Source organism: Pseudoalteromonas sp. SANK 73390, assembly GCF_054966645.1.
Window position 1 is genome coordinate 223,255 of record NZ_ARPN01000035.1, and the last position, 18,896, is coordinate 242,150.

Sequence of the window (18,896 nt, forward strand, 5' to 3'; positions counted from 1 at the left end):
GGTGTTTATTTGTTCATATCAAAAATTTTTTACCGAAAGTTGGTTATATTTGACGCATAGAAGGTTATTTTGTCTTATTGAGCATATCTTGTAACGACTCAATAATTTTTATAGTTGCGTGAGAGTTTAATATTTTCTCTTTTATTTGTAGCCATTTACGTTTCCAAAAATTCTTTTTTACTTTAGCGGCTCCAGATGCAGCGCTAATGTCACTGTCAAATTCAAGATCTTGCTCAATATAATAAGGCATTAAAGAATAGACAGGCACTTTGGTTTCCCATACGTGTTGTAAGTCGGTATCGACAGGGCGGGCAAACTGCTCTGTTGCAGCTAGTAAAGCCTTTGCGCCTTCATAACTAATCGCTTGGGCACAACATCCTGTCATCGCTTTTTTATGTACAACAAGGCTAAACGTGTCGTTCAGGTGATGTGAAAACGCGATAGGGCGAGTACGATTTTCATAGGCGGCAAGCTTAAGTACTTGCCAGTCTATTTTTAAGCTTTCGATTGTTGCAAACACGTCATGTAAATTACCGACCAACCTAAAATCGTCTTCCATCACGATGGCGTAAGGGTGCTTGTTATCAACAATGGCTTGCCATGCTTTACGGTGGCTCATATAGCAGCCAATCTCACCTTTACTTAATTGACGATAAAAGCGTTTTTTATTTAATAGGGGCTGATAATTTTTTATTAATTCTATGTCGCTTAAGGTCTTACCATATACACCAGACACTCTATTAAAATTAATTGTTTGTTCGTTTAATCGTATGCTGCTTTTTTCTAATCGCTCAGTGCTCTGATCTAGGTTGATTAAAAATATTGGAGGTTGTGTGTTCATTATCTGCAGCTCTTTGATAGCGGTTATTTAGCGCGTGTTATAGCAAGCATAAAACAGTGAATTATAAATAGAGTCGTATTCAACGTTTTACCAAAGCACGCTTACAATTAAGTGCTAAGGATACCATGGTAAAACGCAATGACTAGCTCTAGGGTTTTTTATGGCGATTTTCTAGACAATTAACCACATCACTTAGGTTACTGTCCGAGCGTTGTAATAAAACGAGTAGGTGATACAGTAAATCTGCGGACTCATTGATAAGCTCATTTTTATCTTGTTTCATGGCAGCCAGTGCAACTTCTACACCTTCTTCCCCTACTTTTTGACAGCTTCGGCTAATATCTTTTGAGAATAATGATGCCGTATAACTGGTACTTGGGTCATCATTTTTGCGCGAGACTATCACTTGCTCTAATTGTGCTAAAAAGCCAGTGGTAGGCTTAGCTTCACCAAAGCAACTTTGTGTGCCTAAGTGGCATGTTGGGCCAGCAGGTAACGCTAACACTAAGATTGAGTCATTATCACAGTCAGTATGTGCGCTTATTAGCTTTAATACGTTGTTAGACTCTTCGCCTTTGGTCCAGAGCCGCTCTTTTGAGCGTGAATAAAAGGTCACCAATTGCTTTTCAAATGTGGCAGCAATGGCTGCATGATTCATAAAGCCTTGCATTAGTATTTGTCCTGTTGCCGCATCTTGTACAATCGCTGGCATTAATGGACTCTTTTCAAAATCAAGTATTGTTAAGTTATCTGGGGTTAATTGCATAATCGCACCGCCACTTGTTTATCGTTTAAATAGGTTTTTAATTGGCTAATATCAATGATATTCTTATGAAATACGCTGGCAGCAAGTGCACCGTCTACTTGGCTTTGCGTAAAAACATCAGCAAAGTCTTGCATTGTGCCAGCGCCGCCTGAGGCAATTAATGGAATATCGCACATTCGTCTTATCAGGCTTAACTGAGCATTATCATATCCCTTGCGTACACCGTCTTGATTCATGCAGTTAAGCACTATTTCACCTGCGCCGAGTGCTTGCACCATCTCTACCCATTGCTGCGTTTTATAACGCGTACGGCTTGAAGCATTAGGATCTCCTGTTAATTGATAAACTAAATAGTCGCCAGTCGTTTCATCATAAAAGCTGTCAATCCCAACCACCACACATTGCTTACCAAACTCATCATGCAACTCTTTTATCAATTGTGGTCTTGCAATTGCTGGGCTATTGATACTAATTTTGTCTGCGCCTTGTTCTAGCACTTTTGCTGCATCAGCCACCGATTTAATGCCGCCAGCAACACAAAAAGGTATATCTATGTGTTTGGCTATATCGCTCACCCAGCTCACATCTAGTAAACGCTTTTCAACGCTGGCGCTTATTTCATAAAAGACTAACTCATCAGCCCCTGCCTTACTATAAAGTTGCGCAAGCTCTAAAATATCGCCGACAACTTCATGGCCTTTAAATTTCACGCCCTTGACGACCTGACCATTTTTCACATCTAAACAGGGAATTATGCGTTTTGATAGCATGTAAGTGCCTCCTCGGTGGTAAATGCACCATCAAGTAATGATTTACCTAGAATAATACCGCCTACACCAATGTCGCTGAGCTTCTTTATATCTTTCAACGAACTCACACCACCTGATGCTTGCACTTTAATATTGGTATTATGTGCAACCAGTTGTGTGTAAAGCTCAAATGATGGTCCTGTCATAGTACCGTCTTTACTGATGTCCGTGCATAAAAAGTCAAGCACGCCAAGCTGATAATAATAATCAATGAGCTCAAATAAGTTATCTTCACCATCAGCGAGCCAGCCATGAGTCGCTGGAGCCCAGCCTGTGGCGGTTTTGTTAACATCAAGGGCAATTACAAAACGTTCTGCGCCAAATTCTTGTATCCACTTTGCTACCTCTTGGCGTTTATCAACCGCCATTGAGCCAATAACCACTTGGTTTGCCCCAGCTTCTAGCCATTGTTTAACATCATCAAAACGACGAATACCGCCGCCTACTTGATAGGGTACATTGAGTGCTTTCGTGGCTTGTTGAATTTGTTGCCACTGCTTTTTTTGTGGGTCGCGCGCGCCTTCTAAATCTACTAAATGCAATTTTTGTGCGCCGCTGTTTTGATATTGCTGTAATCGAGCAGCAAGCTCAAATGGATAAAATTGTGCGGTATCATATTTACCCTGATATAGGCGCACAATTTGATTTTGTAATACGTCTAACGCTGGAATAATCATGTTTTTCCTTTAGGGCAATTGCCAGTCAATAAAGTTTTGTAAAAGCTGTGCACCTACTTTGGCGCTGCGCTCAGGGTGAAATTGCATACCTGCATAATTATCGTTAGCAACAATAGCGGAAAACGCTCTACCATATTCACATTGCGCCAATGAAGAATCATTGGGTGTATGTGCAAAACTATGTACAAAATAAACTTGCTGGTGTTGATCTATTCTTTTGGTTAATGGGTGCGCTTTAATATTGTTTAGGTTATTCCAGCCCATATGAGGCGAAGTCAGCGCGCCAACCTCTAATAGCTGAACATTACCTGGGATCATACCTAAGCATGTAACATCACCTTCGTTGGTGTGTTCACACAAAAGTTGCATGCCCAAACAAATTCCCATTAGAGGTTTATCATATTCTGCAATTGCTTGCGGCCAACCACCTTGCTTTAAACGTTCCATGGCAACTTTTGCATGACCAACCCCCGGCAGTATTGCACGTTCAAAGTGTTGCAATTGAGCAGGGTCGGTTATCACTTCTGGTGTAACACCTAAACGCTCAAATGCAAATCGCACCGAATTAATGTTGGCACAGCCTGTGTTAATAATGGCTATCATAAACACCCCTTGGAACTGGCAGTTTGTTGCTGTAAATCTTGACTAATGGCCATTCGTAAAGCACGCGAAAATGCTTTAAATAAACCTTCAACTTGGTGGTGACAATTGCCATCAGTAACCGACAAAATAAGGCTCACTTGGGCGTTATCTGCAAGCGACTGAAAAAAGTGTTCTACCATTTGTACATCTAAATCACCGACTTTTTCACGGCTAAAATTTGCATTAAGTACAAACGATGCACGACCCGACAAATCGAGTTGGCATTCGGCTTTACATTCATCCATTGGCAATGCAAAACCATAACGCGCTATTTGCGATTTCGTACCAAGGGCTGTTTTTAAAACTTGGCCCAATGCAATGCCTACATCTTCTACTAAGTGGTGCTCATCAATGTGTAAGTCGCCGCTGGCTTGCACGGTTAATCCAATATTGGCATGCGTTCTTATTTGGTCCAGCATATGGTCAAAAAAGCCTAAGCCAGTACTTATTTTACCATTGGCGCTTTGATCTAAATTAGCGGCTACTGTTATTTGAGTTTCTTTAGTATTGCGGGCCACGCTTGCTTGGCGGTTTTGTGTTGTTAGCTTGGTGACAATCTCAGGCCAGTTATTTGTGTACAATATGCCTTCAACGCATAAATTTTGTGCAAGGCCTATATCGGTTTGACGGTCTCCAATAACATAAGAGCGTGCTAAGTCTACTTTTCCTGAACGCATTAACTTAGTAAGTAAGCCCGTTTTAGGCTTTCTGCATTGGCAATTATCTTCATCAAAGTGTGGGCAAATTAAAACGTCCTCAAAGACAATACCTTGACTCACAAAAATGTCCATCATCCTATCTTGTGCAATATCAAAATCAGGGGTAGGAAAACTATCAGTCCCTAGACCATCTTGATTAGATACCATTATAAGTTTGTAACCTGCAGCTTGTAATTGCAGTAGTGCAGGGATAACGTTTGGTAATAATACCAACTTTTCAAGGCTATCAACTTGTTTGTCGGTGATAGGCTCGTCAATTAAAGTGCCGTCACGGTCTATAAATAAATAGGGATTACTCATGGTTGCTCCTTTACTGCTCTGTGCCAAGGTTTTCAAGCCAAAGCTTTACTTGTTCTAATTCTTGCTCATTACCAATGGAGATCCGTAGCCAATTATTTTGCTCATACAAAGTAAACGGGCGCATGATAAGACCGCTTTGCATCGCACTATCAATGTCTTCCTTTTGTTTAAATTGCACGGTAACAAAGTTACCTTCACCATTTAAAACGGTATTAACTGCTGAACACGATTTTAACCATTGAACTAATGCCGCTTTGGCTCGGTTTAAAATGGTGACTTGTCTGCGCATTTGGGTAATGGCATCACTTTGTAGTGCTTGCTCGGCTATTTGCGCAACTACCCGAGAAACAGGGTAGGGGGCAATGACTTTGCGAACAGGTTTGAGTAGCTCGGTATTGGCGAGCATAAAGCCAGTTCGTAAGCCGGCTAATGCAAATGCTTTTGACAAAGTGCGTAGTACCACGATGTTGTTAAAGTCTTGCAATAGTGAAGCGGCTGACTTTTCGGGGCAAAATTCTATATATGCCTCATCAACTACCACAATGGCTTTATCTGCCAAAGCGATTGCTATTGCAGAAATTTTATCAAGCTCTGTTAGGCTACCTGTGGGGTTGTTTGGATTACATATAAACACTAATTTACTGTCGCCAATTGCGCTGGTTATTTGCTCAGCAGTGCCTTCTAGTAACAATTTTTGTGTAAGTGCATTAATTGCGATGTTATGTGTATCAGCCGTGACCTTGTACATGCCATAGGTTGGTAAAAACAACGCAATACTATCTTTGTTACTTTCACAATAACTGCGTACCAGCAGCTCTATGCCTTCGTCGGCACCACGGGTCATAAGTACTTGCTCGGTATTTAATCCCGCATATTTTGCATACGCATTAATCACATTATTTGGCTGTGGATCTGGGTAACGGTTTAGGTCTGATAAGCTCAACTCAAAGGTTTTGGTATAGGGGCTTTCGTTTGCATTTAACCATGTTGTACCCGTTAGCTTTTGACTTTTAGCCGAGCTATATGCTGCTAATGCACTGATATTGTTAGGCAGTAAGTTCTGTGGAAATTCTGACTTAGTCATTTTTCATCGCCTCTAAACGTACACTTACTGCATTAGCGTGAGCATCTAGTCCTTCAGCTTGTGCCAAAGGTAATATTGCTGAGCTCAAGCTTTTAAGCCCTTGAGGGGTAATACTTTGCACTGTATAAGTCCTAAAAAAATCTAATAAATTTAAACTTGAATATACTTTTGAGTAGCCATAAGTCGGCAGTACATGGTTTGTACCTGACGCATAATCGCCTGCAGACTCCGGCGTGTAGTCGCCAACAAATACAGAGCCTGCATTTTGTACCATTGGTAAATACGGCGTTGCGTCAGCTAATTGTAAGATTAAGTGCTCCGGTCCATATTGTGCAGAAATATCAAAAGCTTGCTGTAGCGAGTCTACTTGAATTAAAGCGCTGTTTTCCATGGCCCTTTGAGCTATCTCAGTTCTAGAAAGTGCCTTGAGCTGCTTATTTAACGCCTGCTGGGTTTGCGTTATTATCTGTGCACTGTTAGATAACAAAATAACTTGCGAGTCTGCGCCATGTTCAGCTTGAGAGAGTAAATCTGCAGCAATAAACTCAGGGTTAGCACGTTCATCTGCAATTATAAGTACTTCAGATGGGCCTGCAGGCATATCAATTGCAAACCCAGTTTGTGTTTGGCTCAATAGCTGTTTAGCCATCGTTACATAACTATTGCCTGGACCAAATATTTTGTTCACCTTGGGCACACTGGGTGTACCGATTGCCATGGCCGCAATTGCACCCGCGCCACCACTTTCAATGATTGTAGTTATACCGCACAGTTTTGCTGCGTACAAAATGGCAGGTGAAATAAGGCTATCGCCATTAACAGGTGTTGCTAAAACCACTGTTCTAGCACCACTTAATTGCGCACACACACCTTGCATTAGTACTGAAGAAGGCAAAGGCGCACTACCGCCAGGAACGTAAAGACCAATAGCATCAATAGCTTGATATTTAAGTTCGCATTCAACTCCCGGTGCAGTGGTAATCTTCATATCTTGTGGCAATTGCGCTTGGTGAAACGTTTTTATATTGCTATACGCTTGCTCAATTGCTGATTTTAATTCAGGCGTTAATTGCTCTGCACTGTCATTGATTTCTTGTAGTGGTACCACTAAACGCGGGTTGCTTCGTTTATCAAACAGCTCTGCATACTTTAGTAATGCTTGATCACCTTGCGCTTTTACTTCTTCGATAATTTGTAACACGCTAGTTTCTACTGCTTTGCTGGCTATAACAGCAGGGCGAGTTAGCAAAGCCTGCTGAGTTTGCTCAGTTTCCTCATTCCACCTGATCACCTTAGTTACTCCATCATTTTTTCAATTGGCATAACCAAAATAGAGTTTGCACCGAGTGCCTTTAACTCTTCCATAGTTTCCCAAAATAACGTTTCAGTACTAACCATATGTAGTGCTACATAATCATCACTGCCAGCAAGCGCGAGTAATGTAGGTTGTCCAGTGCCTGGCAGTAATTCGCAGATGGCATCGAGTTTGTTTTTTGGCGCGTGCAGCATAATGTATTTGCTTTCTTTGGCTTGTTTAACACCTTTTAGACGTGGCATGAGCTTGTCGATTAATGCTAATTTAGTAGTGTCAGTTAAATTTGCGTTTTGAATTAAACAGGCTTTTGATTCTAAAATGGTGTCGCCTTGCATTAAACCATTAGCCTCAAGTGTTGCACCGGTTGATACTAAATCACATATCGCGTCAGCTAAGCCTGCGCGAGGTGCAACCTCTACTGAACCAGTCAGCATTACGGTGCTTGCATTAATGTTTTCTCGTTGAAGGTATTGCTTAAGGATTTCAGGGTAGGTAGTGGCAATACGTTTGCCTTCAAACCAAGATTTATCTTGTGGACCTAGTTCTTGAGGCCATGCTAGTGCTAAACGGCAGTAGCCAAAATCGAGCTTAGATAATTTAATTACTTCAGCGTTTTGTGTGCTGCCTACACGCTCTGCTTGAGATTCGACGAGTACATTTTCACCTACTATACCAAGGTCACATACTCCATCCATTACTAGGCCTGGAATATCATCATCTCGAACGCGTAACACATCGATTGGCATGTTGGTGGAATGCGCGATTAAACGCTGCTCACGAAGGTTAAGCTTTACGCCCAGTTGTTTAAGCAAGTCTTGGCAGTCTTTTGATAAACGGCCTGACTTTTGTATTGCGATTCGTAATCTATTGTTGTTCATAATTTATTTTCCTAATGTTTAAAACAAAAAACCCCGAGGCGGAACCTCGGGGCGAAAATAAATTATATTTTGAGCTGCTCGCCGGAGGTTCCTTTTAGGGAATAACCTACCAGCGAAATACCTGACAGGTTATCCCGTTGAATGATGGTGATGATGTACAGCTGTCAAAATATTGAACATGGTTTACTCTTTAAAATCAGTTACACTGTGTTTGTACATCTAGAAAAACACACAATGATAGTTGCTTGCAAGCACTTTTTATTGATTTCTAAAGTATATCTTATAACAGTCGATAATATAGGTAGATTTTAGAGTGCGAGGTTACTTGTTATGGATGCATTAAAACCCTTTTTAACCAATATTGTTCGCTTAGAAGTTGAGCATAAGCCAATGTTTTATATTGCTGGTGTTAAAGATGGTGCTGTGTCAAAAGTGAAGTTACGCCGTGCAGCGCTTGATCAACAGCGCAAAAAGCTGCAAGAGCAAGAAATGGCCGAGCAGCAAAAAAATACTAAAAGAAAAGAGTCTGAAGAAGAAGATGACGAAACTCACTTGGATACTTGGGCCTGATAGTATGCAAACTGTGATGCTCGCTTGCTCTGGCGTGTTTTAATTATTACAATCAAGGTAAATCTCTTAACTAAGCCACATCTTGTCTATTCAACACGTTTTTTGTGAACAAGGTCTTCTTGCTCAGCAGTTCGACGGTTATACACCACGCCAACCGCAAATTGAAATGGCTCTGGCAATAGAAAAAACCATTGCGGATAAAGGTCAATGTGTTGTCGAGGCCGGTACTGGCACGGGAAAAACGTTTGCGTATTTAGCCCCTTTGTTGCTAAGCAAGCACAAATCGATTATCTCTACAGGGTCAAAAGCACTGCAAGAGCAGTTATATCACCGCGATTTACCCACGTTGCAAAAAGCGTTAAAAGCAACCAAAACTACTGCATTGCTTAAAGGTCGTGCGAATTATTTATGTACCTATCGCCTGTCACAACATGTTGCTCATGTGCCAAGTGATGACCCAGATATCATGCACCAGCTTGCAATGGTAGCTAAGTTTGCGACTGAAACTAATAGTGGCGACCTCGCTGATTGTGTTGGTATTGAAGAAGATGCAAAGGTGTTACCTTATGTCAATTCAACATCTGACAACTGTTTAGGTAAAGACTGTCCTGATTTTCAAACCTGTTATATCCGTAAAGCACGACTAAAAGCAATAGATGCTGATTTAGTTGTTATCAATCATCATTTGTTTTTTGCTGATATGGCGGTAAAGGACTCTGGCTTTGCACAGTTAATGCCTACAGCAGATAACTATATATTTGATGAGGCACATCAGTTGCCACAAATAGCCAGTGATTACTTTGGTGAGTCTCTTAGTACCAAACAACTTAGTGACTTAATTAAAGATATTCGTCTCATTTACCGCTCAGATATCCCCGATATGCTGCAACTTGGCAAAACTTTAAACAAGTTAGAAACCAGCGTTGCAGACTTGCGAATCTCTTTTGGTGCGGATGGGGGGCGCGGGGATTGGCGCGTAGCTTTGGCTGACAAATTAGTGTGCGATGCGCTTCATCGCGTTATTAGCGATTTAGACTTTTTATATCAGGTATTAAAAACATGCTTAGATCGCAGCGACAAAATTGAGCATCCTTTCGAGCGTGTACTTAAATTTAAAGGCCAGTTGGAGCGGGCTTTTGATGTTTCTCAATCAGGCTATAGCTACTGGTACGAAACCACACGTCGGTTTATTTCTGTGCATATTACGCCACTGGATGTATCCAGTAAATTCAAAGAAATAGTTGAAAAAACACAAGCCAGCTTTGTATTCACTTCAGCAACGCTCTCAGTAGATGATTCGCTGTCGCACTTTAATGCAAGTCTTGGCTTGCAACCACTTCATCAAAGCATCGTGGCTAGTCCATTTGACTATGAACAACAAGCAATGCTGTGTTTACCTCGGTATTTACCAGAAAGTCGTGATGATTTAATGCCACATACACTGGTTAAAATTGCTAAGCAAGTTATTGACGCGGCAAAAGGCCGCACATTTTTGCTATTTACCAGTTACCGAGTCATGCATTTGGTTTACGAGGGCTTGAGTACGGCACTTGAGTACCCTATTTTTATGCAGGGTCAGTCTTCTAAACGAATTATTTTAGAGCAGTTTGTGCGACATGGTAATGCGGTATTGCTAGGCACAGCCTCATTTTGGGAAGGTGTGGATGTAAGAGGCAATGCTCTGAGCTGTGTTATGATTGATAAGCTGCCTTTTGCTTCACCTGATGATCCGTTGTTACAAGCGAGAATGAAAGACGCTGAGATGCAGGGCAAAGAACCTTTTTCTACGATTCAGCTACCTCAAGCGGTGATCAGCCTAAAACAAGGGGTAGGGCGTTTAATTCGCGATAATGCCGACAAAGGCGTATTAGTTATTTGCGATAATCGTTTAGTTACGCGAAAATACGGGCAAACGTTTTTAAAAAGTTTACCAGCGATGAAACGCACTCGCTCCTTGGAAACTGCAACGAAATTTCTTGAGAATATAAAATAATATGAAACACAACTTATTAGCAATTGACGCGTCAACGGAAGCGCTAAGTTTAGCACTTCACTTTAAAGGTCAGACTTACCGTCACTTTGAAGTATGTCCGCAGCAACATAGCCAAAAAATACTGCCTGAAATAGAGCGTTTATTGACATTAGCAAGCTGTCAGCTAAATCAATTAGACGGCATTGTATTTGGAAGAGGACCTGGTAGTTTTACTGGCGTAAGAATAAGTGTTGCTATTGCTCAAGGCTTAGCATTTTCCGCTAAGCTGAAAGTGGTTGGTGTTTCGACACTTGAGGCGATGGCTTTGCAAGCAATTCGCCAGCATAAAGCGCAAAGCGTTTTAAGTGGTATCGATGCGCGTATGGGAGAGGTTTATCTCGCGCAATATCAGGCTGACCAAGCTGGGCTGCTAAAAATTATTGGTGAAGAAATTGTATGCACCCCAGAAAATATTCAGCATTATGAAAACGCCATTGCTGCTGTTGGGACTGCATGGCAAACTTACCCTGATATAGTAGTTCAGAAAAACTTAGATTTAGTACCAAGTATTACGTTACCAGACGCATTTTACATGCTGGAATTAGGTGATTACGCCTTTACTAATGGTTTAAGCGTAGATGCCTCACAAGCACAGCCCCACTATGTTCGAGATACGGTTACTTGGAAAAAGTTGCCAGGTCGCGAATAATCTTATATTTTTATAACAGTAGTCGTTTTATCGGTGCAGGCAATGAAAGCGCAATTAATTGTACAAAGCCAACATACTTATCAGCTCAAACCAGCCGTTAAAAAGACGAATGCTGAACAAGCGCCTGCGCCGCAAAATACACAACAAACAAGCTATGTTAAAACATCAAATGAAGGCGCAGCACTTGCCCAAAAACTGCAAGATGATTTTAACTCAACGATTTATGATCAACCTAATTTTAACAATAATAAAGCAATTAGTGCTTATATGTCGATTAATAACCAACAACGGCGCAATGAAATTGAAAGTTTAATTGGTGTTAATATTTACGCATAACTGATTGAAAAATATTCAAGTCTAATTCAAAGCGTTCTGTTTGTATTCTCATTAAAACTCGGTATTGTTTAAAGAAAAAGCCGAGCGTGTATTTGAGTACTTCAATACTAAATCAGTTTAATCGTATCGCGGTAAAAATATCAGCCAACACGATGATTTTGTCATTACGAGAAGGTTATATTGCACTTATACCATTTTTTATTGTCGCTGCACTGATTACCTTATTAAATCAATGGCTCGACATAGCAGCAAAAGGTTTTGATCACCAATACTTAAGTGACTTTAATCATTTGGTTTGGGGTTTATTTCCATTGCTGACCTTGATCTCTTTCTCTTATCACTTAGCTAAAAACTTAAAAGTTCATACGATTGCTGCACCAATTTTAGTGATAAGTTGCTTCACAGCGACAACAGGGTATATGTATGTTAAAGGTGGGGTGATCCAAATTGATCAAACGCAAGGCGTACTGTACTCATTATTCATGCCAATATTCTGTAGTTATTTATTATCATATTTAGTGAAAATTAAGCTATTTAGAATAGTGAACGTGAGCTCTATTAGCTTATTCTTAAGAAAGCATATCAATTTAATTTTTCCTTACTTAGCGGTTACTGCAATCACCTTGTTTTTATATCCATATGTTGATAATACAGCTAGGTGGTTTTTTACAACTTTGCTGCATGTACAACTAGAGTTGAGTGCTTTTGGGAAGTTAATTATCCAATTGATTAGCACACACTTATTGTGGTTTTTTGGTGTACACGGTGACAACACCTATCATATTTTAGCACCTATAGCAGTGACAGAGTATATGGTCGGAGCTGTGGTGGCTAACTATCATTTTTTTACGGTATTTGTGTTACTCGGCGGAACAGGGTGTGTCTGGGGGGTGATCATTGCGAGCTTTTTACTTAAAGGTGCCAAGCATGAGCAGCATATTGCTAAAATTTCACTTCCGCTGGCTGTTTTTAATATTAGCGAAGTGATGATCTATGCGTTACCTATTGTGTTTAACCCATATATATTACTCCCATTTTTGCTTGCCCCATTGATAAACGCTTTGCTGTCTTACTATGCAATATCGTCAGGTGTTATCACGGTCATTGCCGAGCAAACAGTCCCATGGTTTACACCTATTTTTTTGAATGCTTGGCTGTTAACTCAAAGCTATACGGCTATTTTATTACAAGTGTTTTTGGTGGCACTTAACGTTGCAATTTATTATCCATTTTTAAAAATATATCAGCGCCATAGCACCTCAGGTAAAGCACTCGATATGTTAGTTAAACGCTACTCAGCAGGAAGAGAAATAGAAGGCAAAGCAGAAAGTTTGTTTGCAATTCATCACAGTGAGCAGCAACTTGAACATCACTGTTTAAAAGAAGTGACAGACGCGCTTAATCAAGGTGCATTGACACTTTATTACCAGCCAAAAATGGATCTAAAAAGTGGTGGAGTGATTGGTTTTGAAGCACTGCTGAGGTTAAAAAAAGCGGATGGTACGGTTCAGGGTCCTTGGTTTTTAGAAACGCTGGCAAAGCATAAGTTACTTGATGTAATTGATAATTTTGTTATTGATCAACTGGAAGTGGACTTGGATAGCTTTGCAAAAGCAGGGCTTGCACCAAAAGTTAGCTTTAATATCTCACCCGACAATTTGTTGTCTGGAGGTTATAAGCGAGTTGTAAAAGCATTTACGCGCTTTGAAGATCAAGTTGAGGTAGAGTTGTTAGAGTCTAGTTACATTGAAGACTTTGCAGCCACCATTGAGGTTGTAAATCAGCTTAAACAAAGTCATATACGTTGTGCAATGGATGATTTTGGCACCGGTTATTCATGTTTGTCGGTGCTATCGAAACTTAATATAGATACGATAAAGCTAGATCGGAGCTTACTACCAGACTCAAGTAATGAAAAATCTGAGACTCTGTATCGTCATCTTGCCCAGTTATGCACACAACTTGGTTTTAAAACGGTTGCAGAGGGAGTAGAGACAAAAGAAGAAGAAAGTGTGGTCAAGGCGGCAAAGATTGACTGTGTACAAGGTTTTTTGTACCACAAGGCGATGCCATTAGAAGCCGCAATAGAGCTTTTGGAGCAGAAAGAAGAAGCAGCAACAGCGGCTTCTTCTTCATAAGCTTCTAATGTATCGATGCTGATTATTGCTTTATAAATGAAATTAGCTTGTCTGCAATGGCCGTGTTGTTTTGTGAACCAATAAATTGCTCAGCGCCTTGACCGTAGGCAAATACTGGTACATCAATTGCTGTATGACCGCTAGTTGTCCACCCAGTAAAACTTGCCTCACTGATACGAGATTTAATCACTTGAGCTAGCGTTTTACTACCTTCAGATTTTGCCTGTTCTAATAAAAGTTTAGTTGATTTCTCAAAAGGTAAGCTGGTGGATTGAGTCCATATTGTTTCTAAATCTTCTGACTCTAACATTTTCTTAGCGATAGTTTTAGCCGATGCGCTCACGCCTTTAATAATGTCTCGTTCCCAACGATATTGACCATTAGCACCAAGAGTTAAGCCGCCAGTTGAGTGATCAGCCGTAATAACCAATAGGGTATCTGGGTTTTTATCAACATATTGCTTAGCAACTTTAATGGCATTTGCAAAGTCGTGCATTTCGCTCATTGCACAGGCAATATCATTAGCATGTCCACACCAATCTATTTGGCTACCTTCAATCATAACGAAAAAGCCATTATCTTTATGTTTATCAAGCAATGAGAGTGATTTTTTTGTCATTTTTTCAAGGCGATTTGGGTTTTCATCAATGGCGAATGGTAAGCCAATAGGGGCAAAAAGGCCTAACGCCGGTAGCTTCTCAAGTTTATCTAATACTGCTAAATTATCGCTATAGCTATAACCTGCTGCTTTGAATTCATCGACTAAGTTTCTATCTTCTCTAATGAAATATTTGGTACCTCCTCCGAGCATGAGATCAGCGGGCAACTTGCCTTCTATTTTGTTGTCTATGTAGTCGTTAGCAATTTCATCATAGTTGCGGCGCGACTCATTATGTGAGGCAAAACTGGCAGGTGTTGCATGGTTTATTTGTGACGTAGCAACTAAACCAGTGGTCATGTTTTTTTGCTTGGCAATTTCTAACATGGTTGTCAGTGGCTTTTTATGAGTGTCTACTGCAATTGCACCATTATAGCTTTTAGTGCCAGTACTTAGTGCTGTTGCACCCGCTGCGCTATCAGTCACAATGGTATCGTCATCAGGGTAGGTATGAGCCATACCCACTAAAATAGAGTCAAAAACAGTTGGTTCAACAACTTTAGTGTTTGCATCATCCATAAAATAGCGATAAGCCGTTGTATAAGCTGGACCCATACCGTCACCGATCATATAAATGATATTTTTTGGCGCTGTTTGGGCATACAGGCTACTGCTAAATATGATACTTGATGCCAGTAAACTGAGAGATTTATTCATTCTTTATACCTTATTATTCCCGTGTGTTGCGACTGTATGATACTACTCAAAGTACTAAAAAGAGATATGAATTTTGAGGTAGGATGATAGAGTAATTACCAGCAATAACCTATGGGAATTATGTGATTAGAATGAAAAATGCGATAGACGCCTTAAAAAAGCTTGGTATAGCTGCGCAACTTTATGGTGAAGGCAAAGATATTGTTATTTGTGTTCATGGCTGGCTTGATAACAGCAACAGCTTTAAACCTATGCTAGATAAAGCTAATACTGATTTTACGTACATTGCTGTTGACTTAAAGGGTCATGGGCAATCTCAATGGCGCTCAGGCGATTATTATTTTATCGATTATGTGTATGACCTGTTGACTATTATGGATGAGCTGGGCATTGAGCAGTGTCATTTACTCGGTCATTCACTTGGCGCTATGGTATGTGGCTTGTTTAGTGCGTTATACCCACAGCGCATAAAAAGTTTAGTGATGCTTGAAGGAATAGGGTTAGTATGTACAGAGCCTGATCAGATGAAACAGCAAGTTATGGAGTCTTTTGAACAGCGTGCAAAAATAGATAGGTTTAAGCCACGGCTTTATGCAAACTTTGAGATACTGGCAAAGGTCAGAAGTAATGTCGGAGATATTAGTACAGAGGATGCGGCACTGTTGATGCAAAGAAACACGCAAAAAGTAGAGGGGGGATTTAGTCTTACCACTGATCCTCAACTTAAAGCGCGTTCAGGCTTTCGTTACACACAAGCACAAGCTCTGGCACTGTTAAAAGATGTGAATGTACCTAGCCTACTTATTTTAGGCACTAAAGGATACGATTTTGTACAGCAAAATATTGCTATATTTGGAGGGAATTTTAATAGGTTAGAAGTTGAGAAGATTTCAGGTGGACATCACTGTCATATGGATAATCCCAAAGTGTGTATTGAACTAATTGAACGCCATATGAATAGAAATGTAGTAACTTAATTGTATATTTTCAATAAATATGGGAATATTCTCGAATTAGAGTATTTGCTCAATTGTTAAAGCGCCTTATATCTATTAAGGTTAAGTCTCAAAAAAATAACTAAAACACAGGAGCTAAGAGTGGAAAAAATCTGGCTAAAGCGATACCCAGAAGGTATGCCTCACACTATTGATCCAGAACATTACAACTCATTGCTTGAATTGTTTGACAAAAGTTTTACTGAATACGCGTCTTTACCTGCTTACAGTAACATGGGTAAAACGTTAACTTATAAACAAGTTGATGAAAAAACCAAAGCGATTGCAAGCTACATTCAAAACACCTTGAAGCTTGGCAGGGGTGATAAAGTGGCGGTGATGATGCCGAACTTATTACAAACACCGCTGGCAATATTAGGTGTATTAAGAGCCGGTTGTACTGTGGTAAACGTTAATCCGCTTTACACAGTCAGAGAGCTTGAGCACCAGTTAAATGATTCTGAAACTAAAGCTATTTTTATTCTAGCTAACTTTGCTCAAACGCTGCAAAAAGCATTACCAAAAACCCAAGTTAAACATATCATATTGACTGAAATTGGCGATATGATGGGAGGCGTTAAAAAGCATCTGGTTAACTTTGTGGTTAAACATATCAAAAAGATGGTGCCAGCATTTTCATTGCCAAATACTATTGCTTTTAAATCGGTTGTTAGCGCTGATCCAAAACAATATACAGTGCCAGATGTAAGCTTAAGTGATTTAGCCTTTTTGCAATACACAGGCGGCACTACAGGGGTTTCAAAAGGTGCAATGTTAACCCATGGCAATATGGTGGGTAATCTAGAGCAAGTTTCTGGTTGTTTAGACAAAGTATTAGATAGAGGCAAAGAGGTGGTGATCACTGCATTGCCGCTGTACCATATTTTTGCGTTAACGGCGAACTGCTTAACGTTTATGAAATATGGCGGTCATAATATTTTGATCACTAATCCGCGTGATATGCCTGCATTTGTAAAAGAGCTAGCAAAATATCCATTTACCGCAATTACAGGCGTAAATACGCTATTTAATGGCCTATTGAACACGCCAGGGTTTGAAGAACTTGATTTTTCACACTTAAAAATGTCTTTAGGTGGTGGCATGGCGGTGCAACGACCTGTTGCCGAGCGTTGGCAAAATATTACCAAAAGCAAGTTGATGGAAGGCTATGGTCTTACTGAGTGTGCGCCATTAGTGACGATTAGTCCTTATGATTTGGACGGTTACAATGGGTCAATTGGTCTGCCAGCACCCAGTACAGAGCTGAAAATTATCCTAGAAAACGGTGAAGAAGCAGCAAAAGGCGAAGCTGGCGAGCTTTGCGTTAAAGGTCCTCAAGTAATGGCTGGCTACTATAATCGACCAGACTCTACTGCTGAATGTTTAAAAGATGGCTGGTTTGCAACTGGTGATATTGCCACCTATGACGATGAAGGCTTCTTCTATATCGTGGATCGCAAAAAAGATATGATCATCGTGTCAGGCTTTAATGTGTTCCCTAATGAAGTTGAAGAAGTGGTGGCCATGCATGAAGGTGTATTAGAAGTTGCTGCTATTGGTGTGCCGCATGAGGCGAGCGGTGAACAAGTTAAAGTATTTATCGTTAAAAAAGACCCTTCCTTAACGGAAAAGGATATAATCAAACATTGTCGTGATAATCTGACTAATTATAAGGTTCCTAAATTGGTAGAGTTTAAAGATGAACTACCAAAAACAAATGTCGGGAAAATCCTGCGTCGGGCCTTAAAAGAATAAAGAATAGCCGGCATTAGCCGGCTTTTTTTTTTACTATAAATATGTCTAGGAGACGCAGTGCAGTATCAAGTTATCCACTCCCAAATTGAGCTTAATAAATTTGTTTCAAATATCTCTCAGGCGCAAGTTGTTGCTTTAGATACTGAGTTTATGCGCCGCCGCACTTTGTATCCAGAAGTTGCATTAATTCAAGTGTTTGCTGCAAATCAACTTGCTTTAATTGACCCGCTTCTGGAACTTGATTTCACTGTGCTTTGGGATGTATTTAAAAACCCAAACGTACTCAAAATTCTTCATTCACCTTCTGAAGATATTGAAGTATTTCAAAAATTCGCAGGCTTTGTGCCTAATCCAATTTTTGATACGCAATTTGCTTTACAAGTGCTTGGCAAGGGAAATTGCATTGGGTTTGCGAATATGGTTAAAACGATTCTCGAAGTTGAAATAGATAAAAGTGAATCCAGAACAAACTGGTTACAAAGGCCACTCACACAGAAACAACTTGATTATGCTGCGTCTGATGTTTTCTATTTAATGCCTTGTTTTGAGCATATCTATGAATTAATAAAAGAACGTAATTTAGTTGATATAGTGATAAAAGAGAGTGAGCTCATCGCTTCTAAGCGTGCATTTAGCGTACCTGATGACCAAGTATATTTAGATATTAAAAATGCATGGCAGTTAAAGCCCAGAGATCTCGCTGTACTTAAAGAGCTAGCTGCTTGGCGAAGAGCTAAAGCACATAGAAAAAACTTAGCATTGAGCTTTGTTCTAAAAGAGCACACCATGGTGGAAATTGCCAAGCGCCGCCCAACATCGTTAAATGGGTTACGCAGTGTGCCTGGCATTGAGACTATGGAAGTTAATCGTTCAGGCAAAGAAATTGTAGCGTGTATTGAAAAAGGTAGGTTAGTTTCTGAGCCTCATTGCCCTAAAAAACTACTCAGGTTAATAGATTACCCCGAATATAAAAAAGCAGCAAAACAGCTCACCGCACAAATTAAACAAGTCGCTGACGATAATGAAATACCTGCAGATGTTTTGGCATCAAAAAAGCAAATTAATCAGTTGATCA

The 18,896-nt window shown here is 40.2% G+C and carries 18 protein-coding genes; 8 read left to right on the forward strand and 10 right to left on the reverse strand.

From position 1 onward, the window contains the following. Positions 1-64 precede the first annotated feature (64 nt). The 9 genes from SANK73390_RS03525 to hisG form a co-directional block, all read right to left on the reverse strand. Positions 65-841, reverse strand: a complete 777-nt coding sequence (locus SANK73390_RS03525; protein ID WP_462763603.1) for a glycosyltransferase family 25 protein — start codon at positions 839-841, stop codon at positions 65-67. Positions 842-989: 148 nt separating this feature from the next. Beyond that, a complete protein-coding gene (gene hisIE, locus SANK73390_RS03530; RefSeq protein ID WP_462763606.1) occupies positions 990-1,607 on the reverse strand; it encodes a bifunctional phosphoribosyl-AMP cyclohydrolase/phosphoribosyl-ATP diphosphatase HisIE in 618 nt (205 codons plus the stop codon). Beyond that, the gene (gene hisF, locus SANK73390_RS03535) at positions 1,598-2,377 is read right to left on the reverse strand and encodes an imidazole glycerol phosphate synthase subunit HisF (protein ID WP_462763608.1); all 780 of its coding nucleotides are present in this window, start codon (positions 2,375-2,377) and stop codon (positions 1,598-1,600) included. The genes hisIE and hisF overlap by 10 nt, the downstream gene beginning before the upstream one ends. Then, positions 2,359-3,093 carry a 1-(5-phosphoribosyl)-5-[(5-phosphoribosylamino)methylideneamino]imidazole-4-carboxamide isomerase gene (gene hisA, locus SANK73390_RS03540; protein ID WP_462763610.1) on the reverse strand — a complete coding sequence of 245 codons (735 nt, stop codon included), beginning with the start codon at positions 3,091-3,093 and terminating at the stop codon, positions 2,359-2,361. Before hisA ends, hisF begins: the two co-directional genes overlap by 19 nt. A 9-nt stretch (positions 3,094-3,102) precedes the next feature. Then, positions 3,103-3,696, reverse strand: coding sequence for an imidazole glycerol phosphate synthase subunit HisH (hisH, locus tag SANK73390_RS03545; protein ID WP_462763612.1), 594 nt, complete (start codon positions 3,694-3,696; stop codon positions 3,103-3,105). After that, positions 3,693-4,754 (reverse strand): bifunctional histidinol-phosphatase/imidazoleglycerol-phosphate dehydratase HisB, encoded by a 1,062-nt coding sequence (gene hisB / locus SANK73390_RS03550; RefSeq protein WP_462763615.1) that lies wholly within the window; start codon positions 4,752-4,754, stop codon positions 3,693-3,695. Before hisB ends, hisH begins: the two co-directional genes overlap by 4 nt. A gap of 10 nt (positions 4,755-4,764) precedes the next feature. After that, on the reverse strand, positions 4,765-5,838 hold the full coding sequence (hisC, locus tag SANK73390_RS03555; RefSeq protein WP_462763618.1) for a histidinol-phosphate transaminase: 1,074 nt from the start codon (positions 5,836-5,838) through the stop codon (positions 4,765-4,767). Beyond that, a complete protein-coding gene (hisD, locus tag SANK73390_RS03560) occupies positions 5,831-7,129 on the reverse strand; it encodes a histidinol dehydrogenase (RefSeq protein ID WP_462763620.1) in 1,299 nt (432 codons plus the stop codon). The genes hisC and hisD overlap by 8 nt, the downstream gene beginning before the upstream one ends. Positions 7,130-7,134: 5 nt before the next feature. Then, positions 7,135-8,034: an ATP phosphoribosyltransferase gene (gene hisG, locus SANK73390_RS03565; protein ID WP_261591539.1), complete on the reverse strand. Its 900-nt coding sequence runs from the start codon at positions 8,032-8,034 to the stop codon at positions 7,135-7,137. 327 nt (positions 8,035-8,361) lie between these two features. Here hisG and SANK73390_RS03570 point away from each other — a divergent pair, with 327 nt between their 5' ends. The 5 genes from SANK73390_RS03570 to SANK73390_RS03590 all read left to right on the forward strand — a co-directional run bounded on the left by SANK73390_RS03570 (position 8,362) and on the right by SANK73390_RS03590 (position 13,756). Then, positions 8,362-8,601 carry a hypothetical protein gene (locus tag SANK73390_RS03570; RefSeq protein WP_261591493.1) on the forward strand — a complete coding sequence of 80 codons (240 nt, stop codon included), beginning with the start codon at positions 8,362-8,364 and terminating at the stop codon, positions 8,599-8,601. A 166-nt stretch (positions 8,602-8,767) separates the two neighbouring features. Beyond that, entirely contained in the window at positions 8,768-10,594 is a 1,827-nt protein-coding gene (locus tag SANK73390_RS03575) for an ATP-dependent DNA helicase (RefSeq protein WP_462763643.1), read from the forward strand. A 1-nt stretch (position 10,595) separates the two neighbouring features. Continuing rightward, positions 10,596-11,282, forward strand: coding sequence for a tRNA (adenosine(37)-N6)-threonylcarbamoyltransferase complex dimerization subunit type 1 TsaB (tsaB, locus tag SANK73390_RS03580; protein WP_462763623.1), 687 nt, complete (start codon positions 10,596-10,598; stop codon positions 11,280-11,282). A 42-nt stretch (positions 11,283-11,324) separates the two neighbouring features. Beyond that, entirely contained in the window at positions 11,325-11,618 is a 294-nt protein-coding gene (locus tag SANK73390_RS03585; RefSeq protein ID WP_462763625.1) for a hypothetical protein, read from the forward strand. Between the two features lie 92 nt (positions 11,619-11,710). Next, positions 11,711-13,756: an EAL domain-containing protein gene (locus tag SANK73390_RS03590; RefSeq protein ID WP_462763628.1), complete on the forward strand. Its 2,046-nt coding sequence runs from the start codon at positions 11,711-11,713 to the stop codon at positions 13,754-13,756. Positions 13,757-13,778: 22 nt separating this feature from the next. On the opposite strand, the gene SANK73390_RS03595 is transcribed toward SANK73390_RS03590, so the two are convergent. Next, positions 13,779-15,071, reverse strand: coding sequence for an alkaline phosphatase (locus tag SANK73390_RS03595; RefSeq protein WP_462763631.1), 1,293 nt, complete (start codon positions 15,069-15,071; stop codon positions 13,779-13,781). A 131-nt stretch (positions 15,072-15,202) separates the two neighbouring features. On the opposite strand from SANK73390_RS03595, the gene SANK73390_RS03600 reads away from it, so the two are divergent. The 3 genes from SANK73390_RS03600 to rnd form a co-directional block, all read left to right on the forward strand. Further along, entirely contained in the window at positions 15,203-16,048 is an 846-nt protein-coding gene (locus tag SANK73390_RS03600; RefSeq protein ID WP_462763646.1) for an alpha/beta fold hydrolase, read from the forward strand. A 120-nt stretch (positions 16,049-16,168) separates the two neighbouring features. After that, positions 16,169-17,821, forward strand: coding sequence for a long-chain-fatty-acid--CoA ligase FadD (fadD, locus tag SANK73390_RS03605; protein ID WP_462763634.1), 1,653 nt, complete (start codon positions 16,169-16,171; stop codon positions 17,819-17,821). A 57-nt stretch (positions 17,822-17,878) separates the two neighbouring features. Next, positions 17,879-18,896, forward strand: a 1,018-nt coding sequence (rnd, locus tag SANK73390_RS03610; RefSeq protein ID WP_462763637.1) for a ribonuclease D, incomplete at its 3' end; no start/stop codon positions are given.